The organism is Nocardioides sp. NPDC127503 (assembly GCF_040302165.1).
GTDB lineage: Bacteria > Actinomycetota > Actinomycetes > Propionibacteriales > Nocardioidaceae > Nocardioides.
This window is the reverse complement of sequence record NZ_JBEORH010000006.1, coordinates 382,360-401,315: the sequence shown is the minus strand read 5'-3', so window position 1 is coordinate 401,315 and position 18,956 is coordinate 382,360. Positions and strand designations below refer to the sequence as shown.

The window sequence follows — 18,956 nt, the reverse complement described above, 5'->3', positions numbered from 1 at the left end:
GTCGTTTTTTTGGAGTTTAATATAGTGTTCGGGTGGGGGCCCGTCGTGCTCCCCCCCCCCCCCCACAACTGCGTTTTCGGCCGACGTAACTGACGTCTCGGCGTCCACAGGTGCCCATTCGGCCGACGCGGTTGACGTTTCGGCTAGGGGAGGTGGATCTGGCGGCCGTCGGCGCCGCGCTGGGTGCCGGTGATGCGGTCGCAGGAGCCGGTGTCGACCCAGCAGCGGAGGTACCAGGAGTCGGTGGCGGTCGCGGTGTGGAGGACGACGCTGCGGTCGGACTCGAAGCCGGCGACGCGGACCTTCTCGACGGAGTCGGGTACGCGCAGGTCGATGTGCTCGGAGGTGCTCATGTTGACCGCGATGCCGCGCTCGGCGCCGTAGCTGATCATCCCGGGGTCGCTGGGGTTGCGGGCGATGGCGACGATCGAGCCGTCGGGGGAGTCGGCGACCGATCCGGGCAGCGGCGCGTGGACGCCGGGTTGGGTGAGGCTGCCGTCGGCCTCGATGGCGGCGAAGCGGGCCTCCCACTCGCCGGGGTTGTGGAGGAGTACGCCGCGCCGCAGCGGGATCAGCTGCTGGTAGCCGAGCGGCAGCGAGATCCGCTGGGTGGCCTCGCCGGGATCCCAGGCGGTCACCGGCGGCCGGGAGACGGTCAGCTCGCCGTAGTTGCCGGGCACCGGCGGCGGTGTGGGCACGATGCCGGTGCGGAAGTAGGCCCGGGTGCGGTCGGTGCCGAGCACAGCGGTGGCGGCCGGGGCGCCCTCGAGCACGAGCCGGTCGGTCTCCTCGCCCGTGGTGGTGTCCACCGCGACGAGGGCGGAGGTGGCGTCGTCGGTCTGCTGGAGCGCGAAGAGCTGGTTGCCGTCCTTGCTCAGGACCGGCTGGGTCCACAGGCCGGGGACCTGGATGGTCGACCCACGCCGCGCGATCCACACCGGACCGGGCTTGTCGGCGCGCTCGTACATCAGCACCGTCCAGCCGGCCACGCTCATCTGGGAGCCGAAGACCTTCTGCGGCTTCGCGCCGAGCTGCAGCCGGCCGGCCTGATCCACGAAGGGCAGGGTCGTCGCGGGGCCGACGGGCAGATCGGCGTACGTCGCCGGGATGGCGGGCTCGCTGTTGCGGACCGTCGGAGCGGGCGGCGCCGGCGTCGGTACGTTGGCGCCGGTGCGGCCCTCGGCGAGCCGGGTCGTGTGGACGGCCAGCCAGGCCACGGAGGCGATCAGGGCGAGGATGATGCAGGCCGAGAACAGGATCCCGGCGCGGCTGTGCCGCACCGTGGTCTGCGGCTCCTCGAGCACCACGGTGGGCTGCTCCTCGTCGATGTGCACGTCGGTGATGGTCGTACCTTCCTCGTCCTGTCTCCCGAAGGCTGCGATGTCGAAGCGGTGCTGCGGACGTGCCCCGAGTCTCTCCACGGTAACCACGTCGAGACGTCGGAATCAGGAGAGATCAGGTGAACAATCCGTTTTCACATGCCGTCGGTATGTTCGGAAGTCCCGGAGATGGCCTAAGGTCGATCGCGTGGTGAGAAAACGAGTAGCTGATGCAAGCAAACAGGCCGGAAGAGTAGTCGGCGCGGTGCGGGAGACGGCCGGGAAGCTGGTCGCCGACGTGGTGTCCGGCAAGGTCCGGGTGCCGCGGCCAGGACGCAAGGCGCCGGCCAAGGCCGCTGGGCCGGTCGTGAAGCCGCCCGCCAAGCCGGTCGCTGAGCCCGTCGCCGAACCGGTGAAGGCCGAGCCCACCGAGGCGGTTGCGGACCCGGTGGCCGAGGCGGCTGAGAAGGCCGCGCCGGCGAAGAAGACCGCCGCCAAGAAGACCACGGCCAAGAAGAGCCCCGCGAAGAAGACGACGACCGCGGCGAAGAAGACGACGGCCACGAAGGCTCCGGCGGCGAAGAAGGCGCCCGCGGCCAAGAAGACCACCGCCAAGAAGACGACCGCGAAGAAGACCCCCGCGGCCAAGAAGACCACCTCCGCTGCGGCTACCCCGGCGAAGAAGACCTCCGCCCCGGCGACCGCCGCGGAAGAGACCCCCGCCGCGTCCACCCCGGCGAAGACGACGGTCGCGAAGAAGACGGCTGCCAAGAAGACCGCAGCCAAGAAGACGACGGCCAAGAAGGCGCCCGCGAAGAAGGCTGCGGCGAAGAAGACCACCCCGGCGAAGAAGGCACCGGCGAGCGGGACCTCAACGACGAGCCCGGCCACCGGGACCGAGACGCCGTCCAGCGACTCTAAGTCGTCCTAGCCGGGACTCCCGACGCGGACCGACGCGAGAGTCGTACGCGGCCCGAGCCCCAGGCTGCGTACGTTCTCGAGATCCTCGAGGGTGTCGACGTCGTGGCGCAGCGAGTGGAGGTCGCCCTCCAGCGGATGGGCGCCGCCGTCGCGATGGGCGGCGGCGGACCCGGGCCCGAACGCGGGCCGGAACCGGTCGTGGGGCGCGGTGTAGAGGGTGGTGCCCCCGCCCGCCGCGTCCTCGACGTACGCAGCCCCGAACCCCTCCGCGGCGCTCAGCGCCGCGTCCAGGTCGACCGAGCGGAGTGCCGGCAGGTCGCCGCACAGGGCCGCGGGGCGGAGCCCCGGCCAGCGGCGCCGGGCCTCGAGCGCTCCCTGCACCAAAGTCTCGTTGAGGTCACCGCTGACCCCGTCGGGGATGACGGCGGCGCCGAGGCGGGCGACGTCGGCGGCGAAGAAGGAGTCGTCGGTGATCACCAGCACGGCGCCGACGCCGGAGGCGGCCAGACACGACTCGGCGGTGTCGAGGGCGAACGAGCGGGCGAGATCGGCCCTCTCGTGCGACTCGATTCCGACCAGCCTGGACTTGCCGCGCGCCGGAGGCTTGACGGGCAGCAGTACGACGTAACCGGGTGCAGGTACAGGCATCAGGGTAGATCCTGACAGGTATCTCACAACGTCGCGGATACGGCCCGGTAGCCTGCCCTGCGTGGGAAAGTACCGAAAGTTCCAGGAGGGCAGGCTCGGCTGGTCGTGGGTCGTGGCCGTCGGCATCGTGAAGCCCGTCCTCCTCGCCACCACCAAGCACGAGTGGGAGGGCGGCGAGAAGATCCCGGAGAGCGGGGGAGCGGTGTTCGCGCTGAACCATGTCTCCGAGATAGACCCGTTCACTGCGGCGCACATCGTGTGGGACTACGGACGTCGCCCGAGCTACCTGGCCAAGGCCGCGTTGTTCAAGGGTCCGTTGGGCAAGTTCCTCCGGGCCGCCCGGCAGATCCCCGTGGACCGGACGGCCGGCGCGTCGGCGTTCGACGCGGCCGTCAAGGCGGTCAACGACGGCAGCATCGTGGTCGTCTACGTCGAGGGCTCGATCACCAAGGACCCGACCGGCTGGCCGATGCGCGGCAAGTCGGGTGCGGCGCGGATCGCGCTCGAGACCGGCGCCCCGGTCTACCCGGTGGGACAGTGGGGCGCCCAGGAGCTGCTTCCCGCGTACTCTCTCAAGCCGCACCTCATCGGTCGCAAGATGATCCAGATGAAGATCGGTGATCCGGTGGATCTGAAGGATCTCGAGGTCCAGGAGCACACGCCGGCGGTCGTCAACGAGGCGACCGACCGGATCATGAAGGCGATCGTCGGCCTGGTGGCCGACATCCGGGAGGAGGAGCCGCCCAGCGAGCTCTTCGACCCGAAGAAGGCCGGTGTGAATGCGACCGGCGACCCCCGCAAGACGAAGAAGAAGGACAGCAATTGACTAAGAAGGTAGCGGTCTTCGGAGCGGGCTCATGGGGCACCGCGTTCTCGGTCATCCTCGCCGACGCGGGCAACGACGTGACCATGTGGGCGCGGCGTGAGGAGGTCGCAGCGGCGATCAACGACACCCACGAGAACCCCGACTACCACCCGGGCACCGAGCTGCCGCACAACATCAGCGCCACCCACGACATCGAGAAGGCCGCGCACGGAGCCGACCTGGTCGTCCTCGCGGCGCCGTCGCAGACGCTGCGCGCCAACCTCACCGACTGGGCGCCGTTCCTGCCCCAGGACGTACCGCTGGTCTCGCTGATGAAGGGTGTCGAGCTCGGCACACTCGAGCGGATGAGCGAGGTGATCGCCCACGTCACCGGTGCGGGTCCGGATCGGATCGCGGTGGTCAGCGGTCCCAACCTGTCCAAGGAGATCATCCGTCGCGAGCCCGCCGCCGGTGTGGTGGCGTGCGCCGACGAGGAGGTCGCCAAGACGATCCAGGCGCGCGTGCACTCGCCCGCGTTCCGTCCCTACACCTCGACCGACGTCGTCGGCTGCGAGATCGGCGGGGCCTACAAGAACGTGGTCGCGATCTCCACCGGGATGGCCGCCGGGATGGGGTTCGGCGACAACACCCAGGCGTCGCTGATCACGCGGGGTCTCGCCGAGACCGCGCGGCTGGCGATGCAGTTGGGCGCCAACCCGATGACCCTGATGGGCCTGGCCGGCCTGGGTGACCTGGCCGCGACCTGCTCCTCGCCGCTCTCCCGCAACCGTACGTTCGGGGAGAAGCTCGGCAAGGGCATGACCACCGCCGACATCCTCGCCTCCAGCCACCAGGTCGCCGAGGGCGCCAAGTCGTCCCACTCGCTGCGCGAGCTGGCCGCGAAGGTCGGGGTGGATGTGCCGCTGGCGCAGTACGTCGATGACGTCGTCTCCGGCGCGAAGACCGTCAGCGAGATCTTGGACGAGATGCTCGAACGGCCGACGAAGGCCGAGACCGAGTAGGTCCCTTCGTCAAGGTATGTAGCCGAAGGCCCGCTTCCCGTGCGGAACTCCGCGCGGGAAGCGGGCCTTTCTCTGCGTACCTTGATGGAGGATCAGCGGACTAGGCGGTGCCGAGGTCCTTCCACGGGCCCCACTCCTCGGTGCCAGGAGTGTTGCCCTGGGTCCACCACTTGGCCTCCCACAGGTGACCGCCGTAGGTGACGCGGTCACCGGCGACGTACACCGTGGTCGCCGACCATGCAGCCGCCCCGGCGGGCGGGTCGGTCGGCGGGTCCGTGGGCTCCTCGGTGGGCGGGTCGGTCGGGTCCGGTTCCTCGACCGGGCCGCCGGTGCCGTTGCGCATGGCGTCGGCGAAGGTGCCGATCAGCTCGCCCTGGCGGTCGCCGGAGAGCTCCCACCACATGCCTCCACCGAGGCCCTTCGAGATGGCGTACGCCGCCTTCTGGGCGATCGTGCGGGTGTTGTCGTAGCTCCACCACTGGTTGCCGTCGTAGCGCCATGCGGCGCCGGTCGCGGCGTCGTAGTGGTCGGTGCCGCGGGACTTGAGCTTGTCGTAGTCCTCGTTGCCGGCCTCGTACGTCCCCGGCGCCGCGGCGGTCGCCGGACCCCACGGGGCGGAGGAGGTCGCACCCTGCCAACCGCGGCCGTACGCAGCCATGCCCAGACCGAGCTGGGCCGGTGAGACCCCGGCGTCGAGGTACTCGCGGACCGACTCGTCCACGCTGAACCGCTTGCCGTCGGGGCGCGGGTCAGCCGGGTCGGCGTAGAGGTTGCCCTGGTGACCGGTCAGCTTCGGGTCCCAGGCTCCCCACAGGTCATAGCCCTGAATGTTGCCGAAGTCGAGGGAGTTGAAGATCGCCGGGTCGTTCCAGCCGCCGGCCTCGATGTCCTGCGGGTTGGCCGGGAGGAACGCCGAGAGCTGGTAGTCCTTGCCCGTGGTCGAGCCCAGGGCGTCCAGTTGGGAGCGGAACTCGGCCAGGAGCGCCTTGAAGTTGGCGCGGTCGTTGACCGGGTCGACGTGGTTGCCGGCATTGCCGTTGGGCGAGCCCGGCCACTCCCAGTCGATGTCGAAGCCGTCGAAGACGCCGGCGGCGGCTCCGGCGCCGCCGCGGCCGTCGATCACCGGCAGGTTGCCCTTGATGTAGAGGTCGATGCAGGAGGAGACGAACTTGCGTCGCGACTCCGGCGTGGCCGCCGCGAGGGAGAAGTTCTTCGACCAGGTCCAGCCGCCGAGCGAGAGCAGGACCTTCAGGTCGGGGTGCTTCGCCTTGAGCTGCTTGAGCTGGTTGAAGGAGCCAGCCAGGGGCTGGTCCCAGGTGTCGGCCGTGCCGGAGACGGATGCGTCGGCTGCGTACGACATCCCGTAGTCGGCGTAGGCGTCACCGGCGCCGTCGGAGCCGTTGGGCCCCTCGCCCTGGGCCTTGTTGGCCTCGAAGCAGGTCAGCGTCTGGTGGTGGATGTTGCCGAAGGCGTAGTTGAGGTGGGTGAGGTCGTCGGCGACCCCGGACGTCTCCAGCTGCTTGAGCTTGAAGGCGCGACCGTAGACACCCCACTGCACGAAGTAGCCGACGTTGCGGTAGCCGTTGATCGCGGTCGGCTCCGCGGCGGCCGTCTTCAGCGATGCGCTGGACGGGGTGCTGGTGAGGACGAGCGTGCCGGTGAGGGCGAGCGCTCCGGCGAGTGCGCCGATGAGAAGGCCGGCAATCCGGCGTGATCTTCGCTGGGAACGGGGCAAGGCGACATGCATGGTGACACCTCCGAGGTGATGGCTGGCTCGGGCACCAGGCGCCCGAATCGCCATTTGATGGTGGCAGTCGGTTTGTTTGTAAGCAACCCTTACTAATTAAGGAATTTCAGAACGTAATTCGAGGTCGGCGCGGAAGTAGTACCTTCGACGAGCCGCCAATCTCTGGGAGATCGCCATGCTTGGACGCCGCCCTGCAGTTGTCGCAACACTGACCGGAGGGGCGCTCGCGCTGGCCACCCTGGTCCCGTACGCCGGGGCGGCCGCCGCCCCGGAGGACAGGCTCGCGCCACCACCGAAGATGCCCACCGCGGTCGGGTACGGAGGCGCGGTGGCGAGCGTCGACGCCGACGCGAGCCGGGTCGGGCTCGAGGTGCTGCGCAAGGGCGGCAACGCGACCGACGCGGCGGTCGCGACGGCTGCGGCGCTCGGCGTGACCGAGCCCTACTCGGCCGGGATCGGCGGGGGCGGCTTCTTCGTGCACTACTCCGCGCGCACCGGCGAGGTCGAGACGATCGACGGTCGAGAGAAGGCGCCGGCCGCGATGCCGCACGACGCGTTCATCGATCCCGAGACCGGGAAGGAGTATCCGTTCTTCCCCGACATGGTCACCAGCGGCGCCTCCGTCGGAGTGCCCGGCACGCCGCTGACCTGGGACAAGGCGCTGCGGAAGTGGGGAACGCGCTCGCTCGGCCAGTCGCTCGAACCGGCCGCGCGGCTGGCTCGGCGCGGCTTCGTCGTCGACCAGACCTTCCGCCAGCAGACCGTCGACAACGCGGAACGTTTCGCAGCGATCGATTCCACCGCGGAACTATTTCTTCCCGGAGGATCAGCGCCAGAGGTCGGCAGCCGGTTCCGCAACCCCGACATCGCCGCGACCTACGACCTACTCGCACGCAAGGGCGTGAAGGCGTTCTACCGCGGCCCGCTGGCCGCCGAGATCGCCGCGACGGTGGCCGAGCCGCCCAAGACCGACGACACCGACCTGCCGGTCCCGGCCGGCTGGGTGACCACCGAGGACCTCGCCGCCTACACCGCCCCCGACCGCGAGCCGACCCACTCGACCTACCGGGACCTGGACGTCTACGGGATGGCGCCGCCGTCCTCGGGCGGCACCTCGGTCGGCGAGGCCCTCAACATCCTGGAGCGCTATGAGCTGGCCGGGATGACCAACACCGAGGCCTACCACCACCTGCTCGAGGCGAGCGCGATCGCCTTCGCCGACCGCGGCGCCTACCTCGGCGACCCCGACCACGTCGACGTACCCGTCGAGGCACTCCTCGACGACACCTTCGCCGCCGAGCGGGCCTGTGGGATCGACCCCGCGGCGGCCCAGCCGAAGCCGGTGGCGGCCGGGGATGCGTACGACTTCGACGGGGTCTGCGACGGAGCGGCCGGCGCCGGCGAGACCGCGAAGGACACCGAGAACCTCGAGACCACCAACCTGACCGTGGTCGACCGGTGGGGCAACGTCGTCGAATACACCCTGACCATCGAGCAGACCGGAGGATCCGGGATCACCGTGCCCGGCCGCGGCTTCATCCTCAACAACGAGCTGACCGACTTCACGACGACCTACCGGGCCGACGACCCCAACCGGATCGAGCCCAACAAGCGCCCGCGCAGCTCGATGTCACCCACGATCGTCCTCTCCGACGGCCGGCCCGTCCTGGCGGTCGGTTCGCCCGGCGGCTCGACGATCATCACCACGGTGCTCCAGATCCTCGTCGAGCGGTACGCGCGCGACCGGACCCTGCCCGAGGCGATGGCGGCGCCGCGGGTCTCCCAGCGCAACGGGGTGAACACCAGTGCCGAGCCGGCGTTCATCGAGGCGTACGGAGGACCGCTGACCTCGCTGGGCCACACCTTCGCCTCGACCGCGGAGCTCGGCGCGGCCACCGCGATCGAGATCGGCCCCGACGGCCTGCTCACCTCGACCGCCGAGCCGTGGCGACGCGGTGGCGGATCCGCGCTGGTGGTGAGCCCGGTCGACTAGCTCTCGATCAGCTCTCGATGCGGTCCAGGGCCTGGAGCAGGTCGGCCCAGAGGTCGTCGACGTCCTCGATCCCGACCGACATCCGCACCAGCCCGTCGGGCACCGTCGCCGACTCGGTCTTCCAGCGACGACGGCGCTCGAAGGTGGACTCGACGCCGCCGAGCGAGGTCGCATGGACCCACAGCGAGGTCGAATGGGTGAGGAGGTCGGCCTGCTCCGCGGTGGGGAGGACGGCCGCGAGCATGCCGCCGAACCCGGGGTAGCGGACCTCGGCGACGGCGGGGTGTGCGGGCAGGCGCTCGGCGAGGATCGCCGCGTTGGCGGAGGAGCGCTCGACGCGCAGGTGCAGCGTACGAATGCCTCGAAGCGCCAGCCACGCCTCGAATGGGCCGGGAATCGCGCCGAGGAGGTCGCGACGCGCCTTGAGTACGTCCCACAGCGTGTCGTCGGAGACGACGACCGCGCCCATGACGACGTCGGAGTGGCCGGCGATGAACTTGGTGGCCGAGTGGATGACGATGTCCGCGCCGAGCGCGAGCGGCTGCTGGAGCAGGGGAGTGGCGAAGGTGTTGTCAACCACGACCCGCGCCCCGGCCTTGTGTGCGGCGGCGATGACGGCCGGCAGGTCGGCGAGCTGCATCCCCGGGTTGGTCGGCGTCTCGACCCAGACCAGCGCGACCTCGCCGTCGAGTTTCTCGAGCAGCTTCACGACCGCAGCGGTGTCGGAGAAGTCCGCGAGGCGGGCGGTCAGTCGACCGCGCCCCTCCAGATCGGCCAGCTGGCCGATGGTCCCCAGGTAGCTCTGCTCGGTCGCCACGACCACCGAGTCGTTGACCAGATCGAGGAGCGTCGCGATCGCCGCGAGCCCGGACGCGAACGACAGCGCCCGGCCGCCCTCGAGCCTTCCAAGCGCCTCCTCGAACGCCACCCACGCGTCGTTGGTGTAGCGCCCGTACTCCTTGTCCCCACCGGCCACATACGTCGAGGCCATCGTGATCGGTACGTTGAGCGGCTGGTCGGGCTCGTGGGCCGGCCGCCCGGCGTGGACGGCGATCGTGGCGGGCTTGTGATCCATGACTTCGACCCTATTGCCCGGCCTACAACCGGGCTCACGCGCCGCGCGGTTACGGGTCAGCGCATGGTCCCGGATAAGGTTGCGGCCGTGTTGACGACCCTGCTGGATGGACGTGCCTTCGGTGAGAAGCACGGCAAGGATGCTGCCACCGTCGTGGCCCTGCACGGCTGGGCGCGCAACCGCAGCGACTGGGGCTCGACGCTCGAGGGCCTGGACGCGCTCGCGCTCGACCAGCCCGGCTTCGGCGCGACCCCGGCCCCCGAGGAGGTCTGGGGAAGCAAGGAGTACGCCGAGTGGCTGGCCCAGATCCTCGAGGGTCTCGACCGTCCGGTGCTCGTCGGCCACAGCTTCGGCGGCCGGGTGGCCGTCCAGCTCGCCGCGACCCGCCCGGAGCTCGTCCGCGGCATCGTCCTCACCGGCGTGCCGCTGTTCCGCCCGAAGACCGGCGGCAAGCCCAAGCTCGCCTACCGGATCGGCCGCTGGCTCCACTCCAAGGGGCTGATCCCCGAGGCCAGGATGGAGGCGCTGCGGGAGAAGTACGGCTCGACCGACTACCGCAACGCCAAGGGCATCATCCGCGACATCTTCGTCAAGGTCGTCAACGAGTCCTACGGTGACCAGCTGGCGGCCATCCCGAAGAACCTTCCGGTCCGCCTGATCTGGGGTGAGAACGACACCGCCGCACCGGTCTGGATGCCCGGTGAGGCCATGGAGATCCTGGGGGACAACGCAACCCTGGAGATCGTGCCCGGCTCGGCGCACCTGCTCGATGCCGGGCTGGTCAAGAGCCTGCGAGGCTCGATCGACGAACTGCGTACGTTTTGAATCTGAGGGGCTGAAGAAGAAGCATGTGGATCGTCCTGGTCACCTCCGCGCTGACCCTGGTCTCCTACTACCGCTGGCTGCGGGTCGCTCAGCGTGAGCACTACGAGCCGACGCGGCTGTTCGCGATCGAGTGGATCTGGATCAAGGCACGCCCGGTCGAGGCGATCCTGCTCGGCGCGCTCGTCGTGGTCTGTCTGGCCTCGTTCGTACTGCCCTACGGCGCGCTCGTCGGCGCTCTGCTGTTCATCGGCTGGCCGGTCGGGATGAGCTTCAGCGGCGCCAAGCGGCTGGTGTGGACCGACCGCGTCAAGCGCCTGGCCGCTGTGCTCTTCGTGCTGCACGTGATCGTGACGGCCGTGATCGCGCTGGTCGTCCCGGCCGCCGCCGGTCTGCTCCCGATCCTCGCGGTCCCGCTCGCCGAGGCGGCGCTGGCGATCATGTGGCCGATCGAGAAGGCGATGGCGAAGAAGTGGCAGGTCCAGGCGGCCGCCACGATCAAGAAGGTCAACCCGCGGATCGTCGCGATCACCGGCTCCTACGGCAAGACCTCGACGAAGAACTACGCCACCCACCTGATGCAGGGCCGCTGGTCGACGCTGGCCTCGCCGGCGAGCTTCAACAACGCGATGGGCCTCTCCCGCGCGGTCAACGACCGCCTCCAGCCCGGCACCGACATCTTCGTGGCCGAGATGGGGACGTACGGCCCCGGCGAGATCGCCGAGCTGACCGAGATCTTCCCGCCCGAGGTCGCCGCCATCACCACGATCGGCGAGGCCCACCTGGAGCGGATGAAGTCGCGCGAGACGATCGTGAAGGCCAAGTCGGAGATCCTCCCGAAGGCCGGCACCGTGGTGCTCAACATCGACGTACCCGAGCTCGCGCTCATCGCCGAGAACCTCCGCGCCAGCAAGCGCGTCATCGCCTGCTCGGCCGTGCCGGGCACCACCGCCGAGGTCGTGGTGGCCGACAGCACCCTGCAGATCAACGGCGAGAAGTACGCCGTCCAGCTGCCCGACGAGGTCGGGCACCCGATCAACGTGGCGATCGCCGTCGGCCTCGCCCTCGCGGTCGAGGTCCCGATCGAGACGATCACCCAGCGGCTGGGGTCGATCCCCGGCACCCCTCATCGGGCCGAGGCCAACAAGACGCCCGGCGGCGTCTGGGTCATCGACGACACCTTCAACTCCAACCCGACCGGAGCCGCCGCCGCGCTCGCGAAGGCCAAGCGGCTGGCGGGGGAGTCGGGCACGGTGTGGACCATCACGCCCGGTATGGTCGAGCTGGGCACCGAGCAGGCCGCGCGCAACATCGAGTTCGCGCAGGCTGCCACGGCCTCCGACAAGATGCGGCTGTGCATCGTCGGTCGCACCAACCGAAAAGCGTTGCGCTCGGGGGAGCCAGCGCGAACCACTGCGTTCGAGAGCCGCAAGGCGGCAGCGGATCATGCTCTGACCGCGGCCAAGGAGGGCGACGTGGTGCTGTACGAGAACGACCTCCCCGACCACTACGCGTAGGACCCCCAGGAGCTTTCACCATGAGCGTAACCAAGGCCACCATCGTCTTCGGCGGTCCAAGCGCCGAGCACGACATCAGCATCCTCACCGGCCTGCAGGCCGAGCGGGTCCTCTCCGGTGCCGGCGTCGAGGTGACGTGCCTCTACTGGGCGCGCTCCGACAAGTGGTTCCTGGTGCCCGCCAAGCAGGAGGCGCGTGACTTCCTCGGCGGCGAGCCGAAGGGCTCCAAGGCCATCGAGTTCCGCCTCGGGTCCGAGAAGGGCGACGGGTTCTACACCGTCGGCGGCTTCGGCGGCGGCAAGCGCCTCGAGACCGGCCCGATCCTCTCCGCCTTCCACGGCGGCGCGGGCGAGGCCGGCGGCATCCAGTGGCTCTTCGAGCTCGCCGGCCTCAAGGCGACCGGTGCGACCCCGGCCGCGGCCGCGCTCGGGATGGACAAGCTCGCCTTCGGCGCGGTCATGCTCAACGCGGGCCTCCCGTCGCTGCAGCGCGAGCTGCTCTCGCGCTACGCCGCCCCGTCCTTCGAGGGCCCCTACATCGTCAAGCCGCGCTTCGGTGGCTCCTCGATCGGCATCGAGGTCGTCGACGACTACGAGACCGGCCTGGCGCTCCTCAACACCTCCCCGCACCTGCGTGCGGGCGCGGTCGTCGAGCCGTACCGCCCCGACCTCTTCGACCTCAACGCCTCGGTGCGCACCGCGCCCGAGGTCGCGGTGAGCGACGTCGAGCGTCCGCTGCGCTCGGACGAGGCGAAGATGTACGACTACTCCGCCAAGTACGTCCACACCGACGGCCTCTCCTCCTCCCCTCGCGAGTTCCCGGCCCAGGTCGAGGAGTCGATCACCAAGCAGATCAAGGACCTGGCCGTACGCGTCGTGGAGCTCACCGGCCTGACCGGAATCCTCCGCATCGACTTCCTCTCCGACGGCAAGGGCGAGGTCTACATCAACGAGGTCAACTCGATCCCCGGCGCCCTCTCGCTCTACCTGTGGCCCGACACCCCCGCCTCCGAGGTCCTCACCAGCGCCATCGCCGAGGCCGAGAAGCACATCCCCCAGGTCACCCGGAACTTCGAGGAGGGCGTCGCCCTCAAGGCCGCCGGCGGCATCGCAGGCAAGCTCACCGGCCTGAGCTGACGCTCCGCCGCTGGTCGAGCCGCGAGCGCTAGCGAGCGTGTCGAGACCAACACAGTCGCGTAGGCGACTGTGTTGGTCTCGACACGCCTCCGCCTAGCGGCTCCGGCGGCTCGACCAGCGGGTGCGGGTCAGCGGGACAGGGCGCGCTTGAGCAGGGCGAGGGTGACCTCGCCCATGGAGGTGCCGTCGTGCTTGGCGGCGAAGGGGAAGACGCTGGTCTCGGTGGCGCCGGGGGTGATGGCGACCTCGAGGACGACGAAGCTGCCGTCGGGGGTGACCATGAAGTCGGTGCGGGAGATGTCGCGCATGCCGAGCAGCTCGTGGGCGCGTACGGCGGTCTCGCCGAGCTCGGCGAGCAGCGCGTCGGGGAGGTCGGGGCGGCCGAAACCGACGAACTCGGCGGTGTAGCGCGCCGCGAAGTCGAACTCGTGGCCCTTGCTGAAGTCGATGGCGATCGGGGTCAGCGGCTTGACCCCGTCATCGGTCTCGTGGACGACCACGGAGACGTCGATGCCGGCGTAGAAGCGCTCGATGAGCGCCTCGTCGCAGTAGGCGTAGGTCTTGACCAGGGCGGCGGGGAGGGCGGAGAGGCCGTCGACGCCGGTGACGCCGAGCGCCGAGCCGCCGCGCGAGGGCTTGACCACGACCCGCTCACCCAGCCGCGAGATGACGTGCTCCATCAGCACCGGCGCGCCCACGTCGCGGAACGTCGTGGACGACAGCGAGACCGAGTCCGGCACGGGGATTCCCCCGCGGCGCAGGAGCTCGCGGGCGGCGGTCTTGTCGAACGCGACGCGGCAGGAGGTGGAGACGGTGCCGACGTACGGGATCCCGATCAGCTCCAGGAGCGTCTGGATCTCGCCGTCCTCACCGAACTGGCCGTGCAGAGCCGGCAGCGCCACGACCGCCTTGTCGCGCTCGAGGTTGTGCAGCAGCGCCCGGTCGAAGTCGTACGCAGCCACCTCCACGCCCAGCGCCGACAGCTCACGCACGAGGTTGCGGCCAGAGGCCAGCGACACGTCGCGCTCGTGGCTCAGCCCGCCGGCGATGACGGCGACAGGACCGGAAAGAGGAGGTGTGCTCATGAGTTCGTTGTAACAGACGGCCGGGTGCAGCCGTGAATCAGATGTGGACGACCGGGCAGGTCAGGGTGCGCGTGATGCCCTCGAGGCTCTGGACGCGGGCCACGACCAGCTTCCCGAGCTCATCGACGTTGCGGGCCTCGGCCCGGACGATCACGTCGTACGGACCGGTGACGTCCTCAGCCAGGGTCACGCCCTGGATCTTGCCGATCTCGGTGGCGACCTCTGCGGCCTTGCCGACGTCGGTCTGGATGAGGATGTACGCCTGTACGACCATGGTGCTGCTCCTGTTCTCCGTGCCTTCCTTGGCACAACGTCAGGCAAGTAACCTATCGCGTTATCTATCGATCGACCTACACCGACCCTGGGGATAAGACGACCGGAGTGAGGCCGAGCGGCGAGCTTGCTCGTCCGCTCGCGCCGAACGAGGGAGTGACCGAGCGAAGCTCGGAGACACGGTGATGCGTGTCCCGGTATCTCCGCGCGTCGCGAGGAGGGTTGGATGGAGCCATGGCTTTTCCGAGGGACACGACACTCGCCGACATCGGTGAGTTCGGGCTGATCACCGAGATGACCAAGCACTTCGCCCAGGGGGAGCAGGTGCTGGTCGGCCCCGGCGACGACGCCGCGCTGGTGCGGGTCAAGCAGGGTCATGTGGTGGTCTCGACCGACCTGCTCGTCGAGGGCCGCCACTTCCGCCGAGACTGGGCCGAGGCGTCCCACATCGGCCACCGGGCAGCGGGCCAGAACCTCGCCGACATCGCCGCGATGGGTGGCGTCGCCCACTCGATGACTCTCGGGCTCGCTCTTCCCTCGGACCTTCCCGCCGAGTGGGCGGTCGACTTCGCGGAGGGGTTCGCCGCGGAGTGCTCGCTGGTCGGCGCTTCTGTCATCGGCGGTGACGTCACCGGCGCCGACCAGATCGTCATTTCCGTGACCGCCATCGGCGCGGTCGCCCAAGCACCGGTCCTGCGTTCGGGCGCGGAGCCCGGTGACGTACTCGCGCTCTGCGGCCGCCAGGGATGGGCCGCGGCCGGCCTGGCGATCCTCAAGCGAGGGTTCCGGTCACCACGGGTGCTCGTCGACGCCTACCGCCGCCCGCAACCGCCGTACGCAGCCGGCCCCGCAGCCGCGGCCGCCGGTGCCTCGGCGCTGATCGACGTCTCCGACGGTCTCCTGTCCGAGGCCCGGCACATCGCCGATGCCTCGGAGGTCTCCATCGACGTGCACACCGCTGCGCTGACCATCCCCGACGAGCTCAACGCCGTTGCTTCGGCGACCGGCGCCGACGCGCTCGCGTTCGTGCTGGGCGGGGGAGAGGACCACTCGCTGCTTGCTGCTTTTCCGCCTGACGTCGAGCTGCCGGAAGGGTGGGTCGTGATCGGGACGATCGGGGAGCCTGGTGGGGAGCCGGTCACTGTCGACGGGGAGGTCTACGAGGGGTCTACGGGGTGGACGCACTTCTGAGCGTCTAGACCCGCGTCTGGGTTCGTTTCTCGGTCCGGCTTGCGTCGGGTTTTGCGCCGACGCGGCGCAAAGGTCCCTCCCCCGCTTCGCTCCTCCGGGACATTTGCGCCGAGTCGGCGCCGTTCATGAAATAGCAGAAGGGGCCCCGCTCAGCGCTTGCGCGCTGCCGCGGGGCCCCTTCGTGCTATTTCAGCGTGAAACCTTGCCGGCCTTGATGCAGGTCGTGCAGACATTCATGCGCTTCGGGGTGCCGTTGATGACGGCGCGGACGCGCTGGATGTTGGGGTCGAAGCGGCGCCTGGTCGCCTTCTTGGACCACGGCCGGTTGTTGCCGAAGCCCGGCTTCTTGTCGCAGATGTCGCAGACGGCAGCCACCGTGAACTCCTGAGGTTGAATAGATGATCGAGGTCGATTAGATAGTGTCGGCGGGCGCGATGAACGGCTGCCCTGCCGAGACAACCGAACAAGCGTAGCCCGTCCGACTGTGCCCGGCGAAATCGTCACTCCTCCGAGCGGCGATCCCGCCACTTGTCCAGCGGTGCGGCCAGTGCGGTGGCCAGCTTCCACCGCTTCGAACCGCGCAGATCGTCGATCTCGGAGCGCTGGCCGGCGAGCTGCTTGCGCTGCGACTCGAGCCGCCGCCGCTGGTCTGCGACGACCTTGCGGAGCTTGGCGACCTCGTCGCGCAGCTCGATGCCCTGCTCGACCCAGTCCGGGATGGCGGGCACGGCGGGGAGGTCGGGGGATAGGCCGCGGCGCAGGACGACGTAGAACTCGATGTCGTTGTCGGGCACGGGCAGGAGGGACTCGACCGACCAGCCGGTCAGCCCCAGGCGGCGCAGCTCGGCGATGATCTCGGGGAACGAGCGGTCGGTGTAGGTCCACACGTGGCAGTCGACGTACTCGCCCCGGCGGGCCCGCTCGACCTGGGTCCTGGTGTAGCCGAGGTCGTGGATGCAGGTCTCGGCCTCGCTCGGGCCGCGGTGGTGGAGCCGCTTGGGATCGTGGTTGACCGCGGAGCGGTGGTGGTCGAAGACGGCGCGTACGGACGGGGTGGTGTCGCCGGTCTCGTGAGCCTGCAGGATCTGGCCCATCGTCGTCGGCGGCCGATGGGCGTCGAAGGTGTAGCGCCGGTCGGGGACGACGAGGACCAGAGCCCCTTCCGGGGCGACGACGGCCTCGACCTGCGCCAGCCAACCGACCAGGTCAGGTACGTGCTCGACGACGTGGCTGGCCAGCGCCCAGTCGAACGGGGCGCCGTCCTTGGCGGCCTCCTCGAGCGTACGCATCCGGGTGCCGTCCCACATCGGATAGTCGATCTCGGGGATGGTGTCGTGGTTCACGCGGGAATGCTCGCCGTACGACTCGTAGAGCCGGTCGCGGTCGTAGAGGTCCAGATAGGCGACCTCCGCGGCATCTCGGGGGACGAGTGGCTGGTGCAGGGGTCCGATCTCCAGGCCGTGCCCGGCCGAGAAGTCGAAGAGTTCGTTGACGCGTTTCGCGCGTGGGGTCGGGGTCGGGATCGACATCCGTGAGTCCTTCGGCGTTGGGAGATCTCCACACTAGGGATGGATCGTCACCGGCGCAGGGGATGACTCGGTAGAAGTTGTTACTCGCTCGTGTCTTTGCTGCAGCCTCGGATTTGTTCACCCGTCGTTTACCCCGTACCCAGAGACCGCCTACCCTTGGGGCCGCGATACCGGGATTTGTGCCCGGCGTCACGGTGTCTGGGTGTATGCAGGGGTGTCGAGGTGTAGGGAGGGCAGCGTGGCCGAGGTCAAGCTCGATCTGTTCCGCCGGTTCGGCGACCTGGCGACCGATGCGCTCGCGTCGCACCGCGAGGAGATCGACGCGCTCAACGTCTTCCCGGTGCCCGACAGCGACACCGGCACCAACCTCTACCTCACGATCGCCGCGGCCCGTGACCGGCTGCGCGAGTTCACCGGCACCGACTGGCGCGAGGGGCTGCGCGCCTTCTCGCGCGGCGCGCTGCTCGACGCCCGCGGCAACTCGGGCGTGATCCTGGCCGAGATGATCGGCGCCCTGTTGCGCCGTCTGAACCAGGCCACCGAGGAGGAGCGCACCGCCACGGTCTTCGCCGACGCGCTGCGCAGGGCCGCCAACGCCGCGTACGCCGCGGTGGGGGAGCCCCAGGAGGGCACCATGCTCAGCGTGCTCCGCGCCGCCGCGGACGCGGCCGAGGCGTGCGTCGAGATCGACGAGGCCGCACGCACCCGCGACGTGATGTCGGTCGCCGCCAGCGCGGCCCGCGCCGCTCTTGTCCGTACGCAGGAGCAGTTGCCCATGCTCGCCGCTGCTGGGGTCGTCGATGCCGGCGGCCGCGGGATCTGCGTGCTTCTCGACGCCTTCGAGACCGCCCTGACCGGGCGCCGGCCCAGTCCGCAGGAACCCACCGCGCACATCCCGATCCCGATCCCCGCGGCTCTGGGCGGGGCTGACGGCCACGCGCTGGAGCCCGGTGGCCCGGCGTACGAGGTGATGTATCTGCTCGACGCCGAGGACGCCGCGATCCCCGACCTCCGCAAGCGGCTCCAGCCGCTGGGCGACTCGCTGGTCGTGGTCGGTGGCGAGGGCATCTGGAACGTGCACGTCCACGTCGACGACGTCGGCGCCGCGATCGAGGCCGGGATCAACGCCGGGCGGCCCCACCGGATCCATGTGACCCACTTCGCCGAGCAGATCGCCGGACAGGCCCACCGCCGCGCGACCCGTGGTGGCCGGGCGGTGATCGCGTTCGCGGCCGGGCCGGGGCTGGCCGAGCTCTTCCGCGGTGCCGGCGCGATCGTGATCGAGGGCGGCCCGCACCGCCGCCCGACGACCTCCGAGCTGCTCGAGGCGATCACCGCCTCCGGTGCCGCCGAGGTGATCGTGCTCCCCAACGACTTCCCGACCCGGCAGTCGGCCGAGGCCGCGGCCCGCACCGCCGAGGACGACCTCGACATCAACGTCGCGGTGATCCCGACCCGCAGCCAGGTGCAGGGCCTGGCTGCGATCGCGGTCCACGAGCCCGGCCGCAAGTTCGACAAGGACGTGCTCGAGATGACCGCCACCGCGCGACACGCGCGGCATGGTGCGGTCACCATCTCGAACACCCGAGCGATTACCATGGCTGGGCCGTGTATGCCGGGCGACGCGCTCGGGGTGCTCGACGGAGACTTCGTCAAGGTCGGCCAGGACCTCGAGAAATGTGCGACCTACGTGCTCGCCCGGCTCATCGGTGGTGGCGGCGAGCTGGTGACGCTGGTCTCCGGTCTCGAGGACCCCACGGGCGAGCTCGCCGGGGCCGTCGCGGCGTGGCTGGCTGCCAACCATCCGGCCGTAGATGTGATGGTGTACGACGGAGGCCAGGAGCGTTATCCCCTCCTGATGTCGGTCGAGTAG

Annotated in this window: 17 protein-coding genes; 9 read left to right on the top strand and 8 right to left on the bottom strand. The window is 69.8% G+C overall.

The window, feature by feature from the left end; genetic code table 11:
* Positions 1-143: 143 nt before the first annotated feature.
* The gene (locus ABTW65_RS16585) at positions 144-1,421 is read right to left on the bottom strand and encodes a hypothetical protein (RefSeq protein ID WP_350661924.1); all 1,278 of its coding nucleotides are present in this window, start codon (positions 1,419-1,421) and stop codon (positions 144-146) included.
* Positions 1,422-1,584: 163 nt separating this feature from the next.
* On the opposite strand from ABTW65_RS16585, the gene ABTW65_RS16580 reads away from it, so the two are divergent.
* Positions 1,585-2,250 (top strand): hypothetical protein, encoded by a 666-nt coding sequence (locus ABTW65_RS16580; protein ID WP_350661922.1) that lies wholly within the window; start codon positions 1,585-1,587, stop codon positions 2,248-2,250.
* Here ABTW65_RS16580 and cofC read toward each other — a convergent pair.
* Positions 2,247-2,888, bottom strand: a complete 642-nt coding sequence (cofC, locus tag ABTW65_RS16575) for a 2-phospho-L-lactate guanylyltransferase (protein WP_350661920.1) — start codon at positions 2,886-2,888, stop codon at positions 2,247-2,249. The two genes, ABTW65_RS16580 and cofC, sit on opposite strands and share 4 nt — an antisense overlap.
* 61 nt (positions 2,889-2,949) lie before the next feature.
* Here cofC and ABTW65_RS16570 point away from each other — a divergent pair, with 61 nt between their 5' ends.
* Both ABTW65_RS16570 and ABTW65_RS16565 read left to right on the top strand, forming a co-directional pair.
* Positions 2,950-3,714, top strand: a complete 765-nt coding sequence (locus ABTW65_RS16570; RefSeq protein WP_350661918.1) for a lysophospholipid acyltransferase family protein — start codon at positions 2,950-2,952, stop codon at positions 3,712-3,714.
* Positions 3,711-4,715, top strand: a complete 1,005-nt coding sequence (locus ABTW65_RS16565; protein ID WP_350661916.1) for an NAD(P)H-dependent glycerol-3-phosphate dehydrogenase — start codon at positions 3,711-3,713, stop codon at positions 4,713-4,715. Before ABTW65_RS16570 ends, ABTW65_RS16565 begins: the two co-directional genes overlap by 4 nt.
* Before the next feature lie 100 nt (positions 4,716-4,815).
* On the opposite strand, the gene ABTW65_RS16560 is transcribed toward ABTW65_RS16565, so the two are convergent.
* Positions 4,816-6,462: a glycosyl hydrolase family 18 protein gene (locus ABTW65_RS16560; protein ID WP_350661914.1), complete on the bottom strand. Its 1,647-nt coding sequence runs from the start codon at positions 6,460-6,462 to the stop codon at positions 4,816-4,818.
* A gap of 175 nt (positions 6,463-6,637) precedes the next feature.
* On the opposite strand from ABTW65_RS16560, the gene ggt reads away from it, so the two are divergent.
* Complete coding sequence (ggt, locus tag ABTW65_RS16555; protein WP_350661912.1) at positions 6,638-8,455, top strand: gamma-glutamyltransferase; 1,818 nt, start codon at positions 6,638-6,640, stop codon at positions 8,453-8,455.
* Positions 8,456-8,462: 7 nt separating this feature from the next.
* Here ggt and ABTW65_RS16550 read toward each other — a convergent pair whose 3' ends face one another.
* A complete protein-coding gene (locus ABTW65_RS16550; protein WP_350661910.1) occupies positions 8,463-9,530 on the bottom strand; it encodes a trans-sulfuration enzyme family protein in 1,068 nt (355 codons plus the stop codon).
* A gap of 87 nt (positions 9,531-9,617) precedes the next feature.
* On the opposite strand from ABTW65_RS16550, the gene ABTW65_RS16545 reads away from it, so the two are divergent.
* From ABTW65_RS16545 to ABTW65_RS16535, 3 genes are read left to right on the top strand one after another with little or no spacing between them, the layout of a single operon-like run.
* The gene (locus tag ABTW65_RS16545; RefSeq protein WP_350661908.1) at positions 9,618-10,355 is read left to right on the top strand and encodes an alpha/beta fold hydrolase; all 738 of its coding nucleotides are present in this window, start codon (positions 9,618-9,620) and stop codon (positions 10,353-10,355) included.
* A 23-nt stretch (positions 10,356-10,378) separates the two neighbouring features.
* Positions 10,379-11,869 carry a Mur ligase family protein gene (locus tag ABTW65_RS16540; RefSeq protein WP_350661906.1) on the top strand — a complete coding sequence of 497 codons (1,491 nt, stop codon included), beginning with the start codon at positions 10,379-10,381 and terminating at the stop codon, positions 11,867-11,869.
* A gap of 20 nt (positions 11,870-11,889) precedes the next feature.
* The gene (locus ABTW65_RS16535; RefSeq protein ID WP_350661904.1) at positions 11,890-13,005 is read left to right on the top strand and encodes a D-alanine--D-alanine ligase family protein; all 1,116 of its coding nucleotides are present in this window, start codon (positions 11,890-11,892) and stop codon (positions 13,003-13,005) included.
* Between the two features lie 128 nt (positions 13,006-13,133).
* On the opposite strand, the gene ABTW65_RS16530 is transcribed toward ABTW65_RS16535, so the two are convergent.
* The gene (locus ABTW65_RS16530; RefSeq protein WP_350661902.1) at positions 13,134-14,090 is read right to left on the bottom strand and encodes a D-alanine--D-alanine ligase family protein; all 957 of its coding nucleotides are present in this window, start codon (positions 14,088-14,090) and stop codon (positions 13,134-13,136) included.
* Positions 14,091-14,127: 37 nt separating this feature from the next.
* Positions 14,128-14,364, bottom strand: coding sequence for an Lrp/AsnC family transcriptional regulator (locus ABTW65_RS16525; protein ID WP_091049571.1), 237 nt, complete (start codon positions 14,362-14,364; stop codon positions 14,128-14,130).
* 233 nt (positions 14,365-14,597) lie between these two features.
* Between ABTW65_RS16525 and ABTW65_RS16520 the strand changes: the two genes are divergently transcribed.
* Positions 14,598-15,554 carry a thiamine-phosphate kinase gene (locus tag ABTW65_RS16520; RefSeq protein ID WP_350661900.1) on the top strand — a complete coding sequence of 319 codons (957 nt, stop codon included), beginning with the start codon at positions 14,598-14,600 and terminating at the stop codon, positions 15,552-15,554.
* Between the two features lie 189 nt (positions 15,555-15,743).
* On the opposite strand, the gene rpmB is transcribed toward ABTW65_RS16520, so the two are convergent.
* Positions 15,744-15,929: a 50S ribosomal protein L28 gene (rpmB, locus tag ABTW65_RS16515; protein WP_045550407.1), complete on the bottom strand. Its 186-nt coding sequence runs from the start codon at positions 15,927-15,929 to the stop codon at positions 15,744-15,746.
* A gap of 125 nt (positions 15,930-16,054) precedes the next feature.
* Positions 16,055-17,083, bottom strand: coding sequence for a class I SAM-dependent methyltransferase (locus ABTW65_RS16510; protein WP_350661898.1), 1,029 nt, complete (start codon positions 17,081-17,083; stop codon positions 16,055-16,057).
* A 238-nt stretch (positions 17,084-17,321) separates the two neighbouring features.
* Between ABTW65_RS16510 and ABTW65_RS16505 the strand changes: the two genes are divergently transcribed.
* The gene (locus tag ABTW65_RS16505; protein ID WP_350661895.1) at positions 17,322-18,956 is read left to right on the top strand and encodes a DAK2 domain-containing protein; all 1,635 of its coding nucleotides are present in this window, start codon (positions 17,322-17,324) and stop codon (positions 18,954-18,956) included.

Excerpts from the sequence above, each read along its gene's own strand:
- ABTW65_RS16535 (WP_350661904.1), top strand. The coding sequence starts at position 11,890 with ATGAGCGTAACCAAGGCCACCATCGTCTTCGGCGGTCCAAGCGCCGAG.
- cofC (WP_350661920.1), bottom strand. The coding sequence starts at position 2,888 with ATGCCTGTACCTGCACCCGGTTACGTCGTACTGCTGCCCGTCAAGCCT.
- ABTW65_RS16540 (WP_350661906.1), top strand. The coding sequence starts at position 10,379 with ATGTGGATCGTCCTGGTCACCTCCGCGCTGACCCTGGTCTCCTACTAC.
- ABTW65_RS16520 (WP_350661900.1), top strand. The coding sequence starts at position 14,598 with ATGGCTTTTCCGAGGGACACGACACTCGCCGACATCGGTGAGTTCGGG.
- ABTW65_RS16530 (WP_350661902.1), bottom strand. The coding sequence starts at position 14,090 with ATGAGCACACCTCCTCTTTCCGGTCCTGTCGCCGTCATCGCCGGCGGG.
- ABTW65_RS16525 (WP_091049571.1), bottom strand. The coding sequence starts at position 14,364 with ATGGTCGTACAGGCGTACATCCTCATCCAGACCGACGTCGGCAAGGCC.
- ggt (WP_350661912.1), top strand. The coding sequence starts at position 6,638 with ATGCTTGGACGCCGCCCTGCAGTTGTCGCAACACTGACCGGAGGGGCG.
- ABTW65_RS16550 (WP_350661910.1), bottom strand. The coding sequence starts at position 9,530 with ATGGATCACAAGCCCGCCACGATCGCCGTCCACGCCGGGCGGCCGGCC.
- ABTW65_RS16510 (WP_350661898.1), bottom strand. The coding sequence starts at position 17,083 with ATGTCGATCCCGACCCCGACCCCACGCGCGAAACGCGTCAACGAACTC.
- ABTW65_RS16560 (WP_350661914.1), bottom strand. The coding sequence starts at position 6,462 with ATGCATGTCGCCTTGCCCCGTTCCCAGCGAAGATCACGCCGGATTGCC.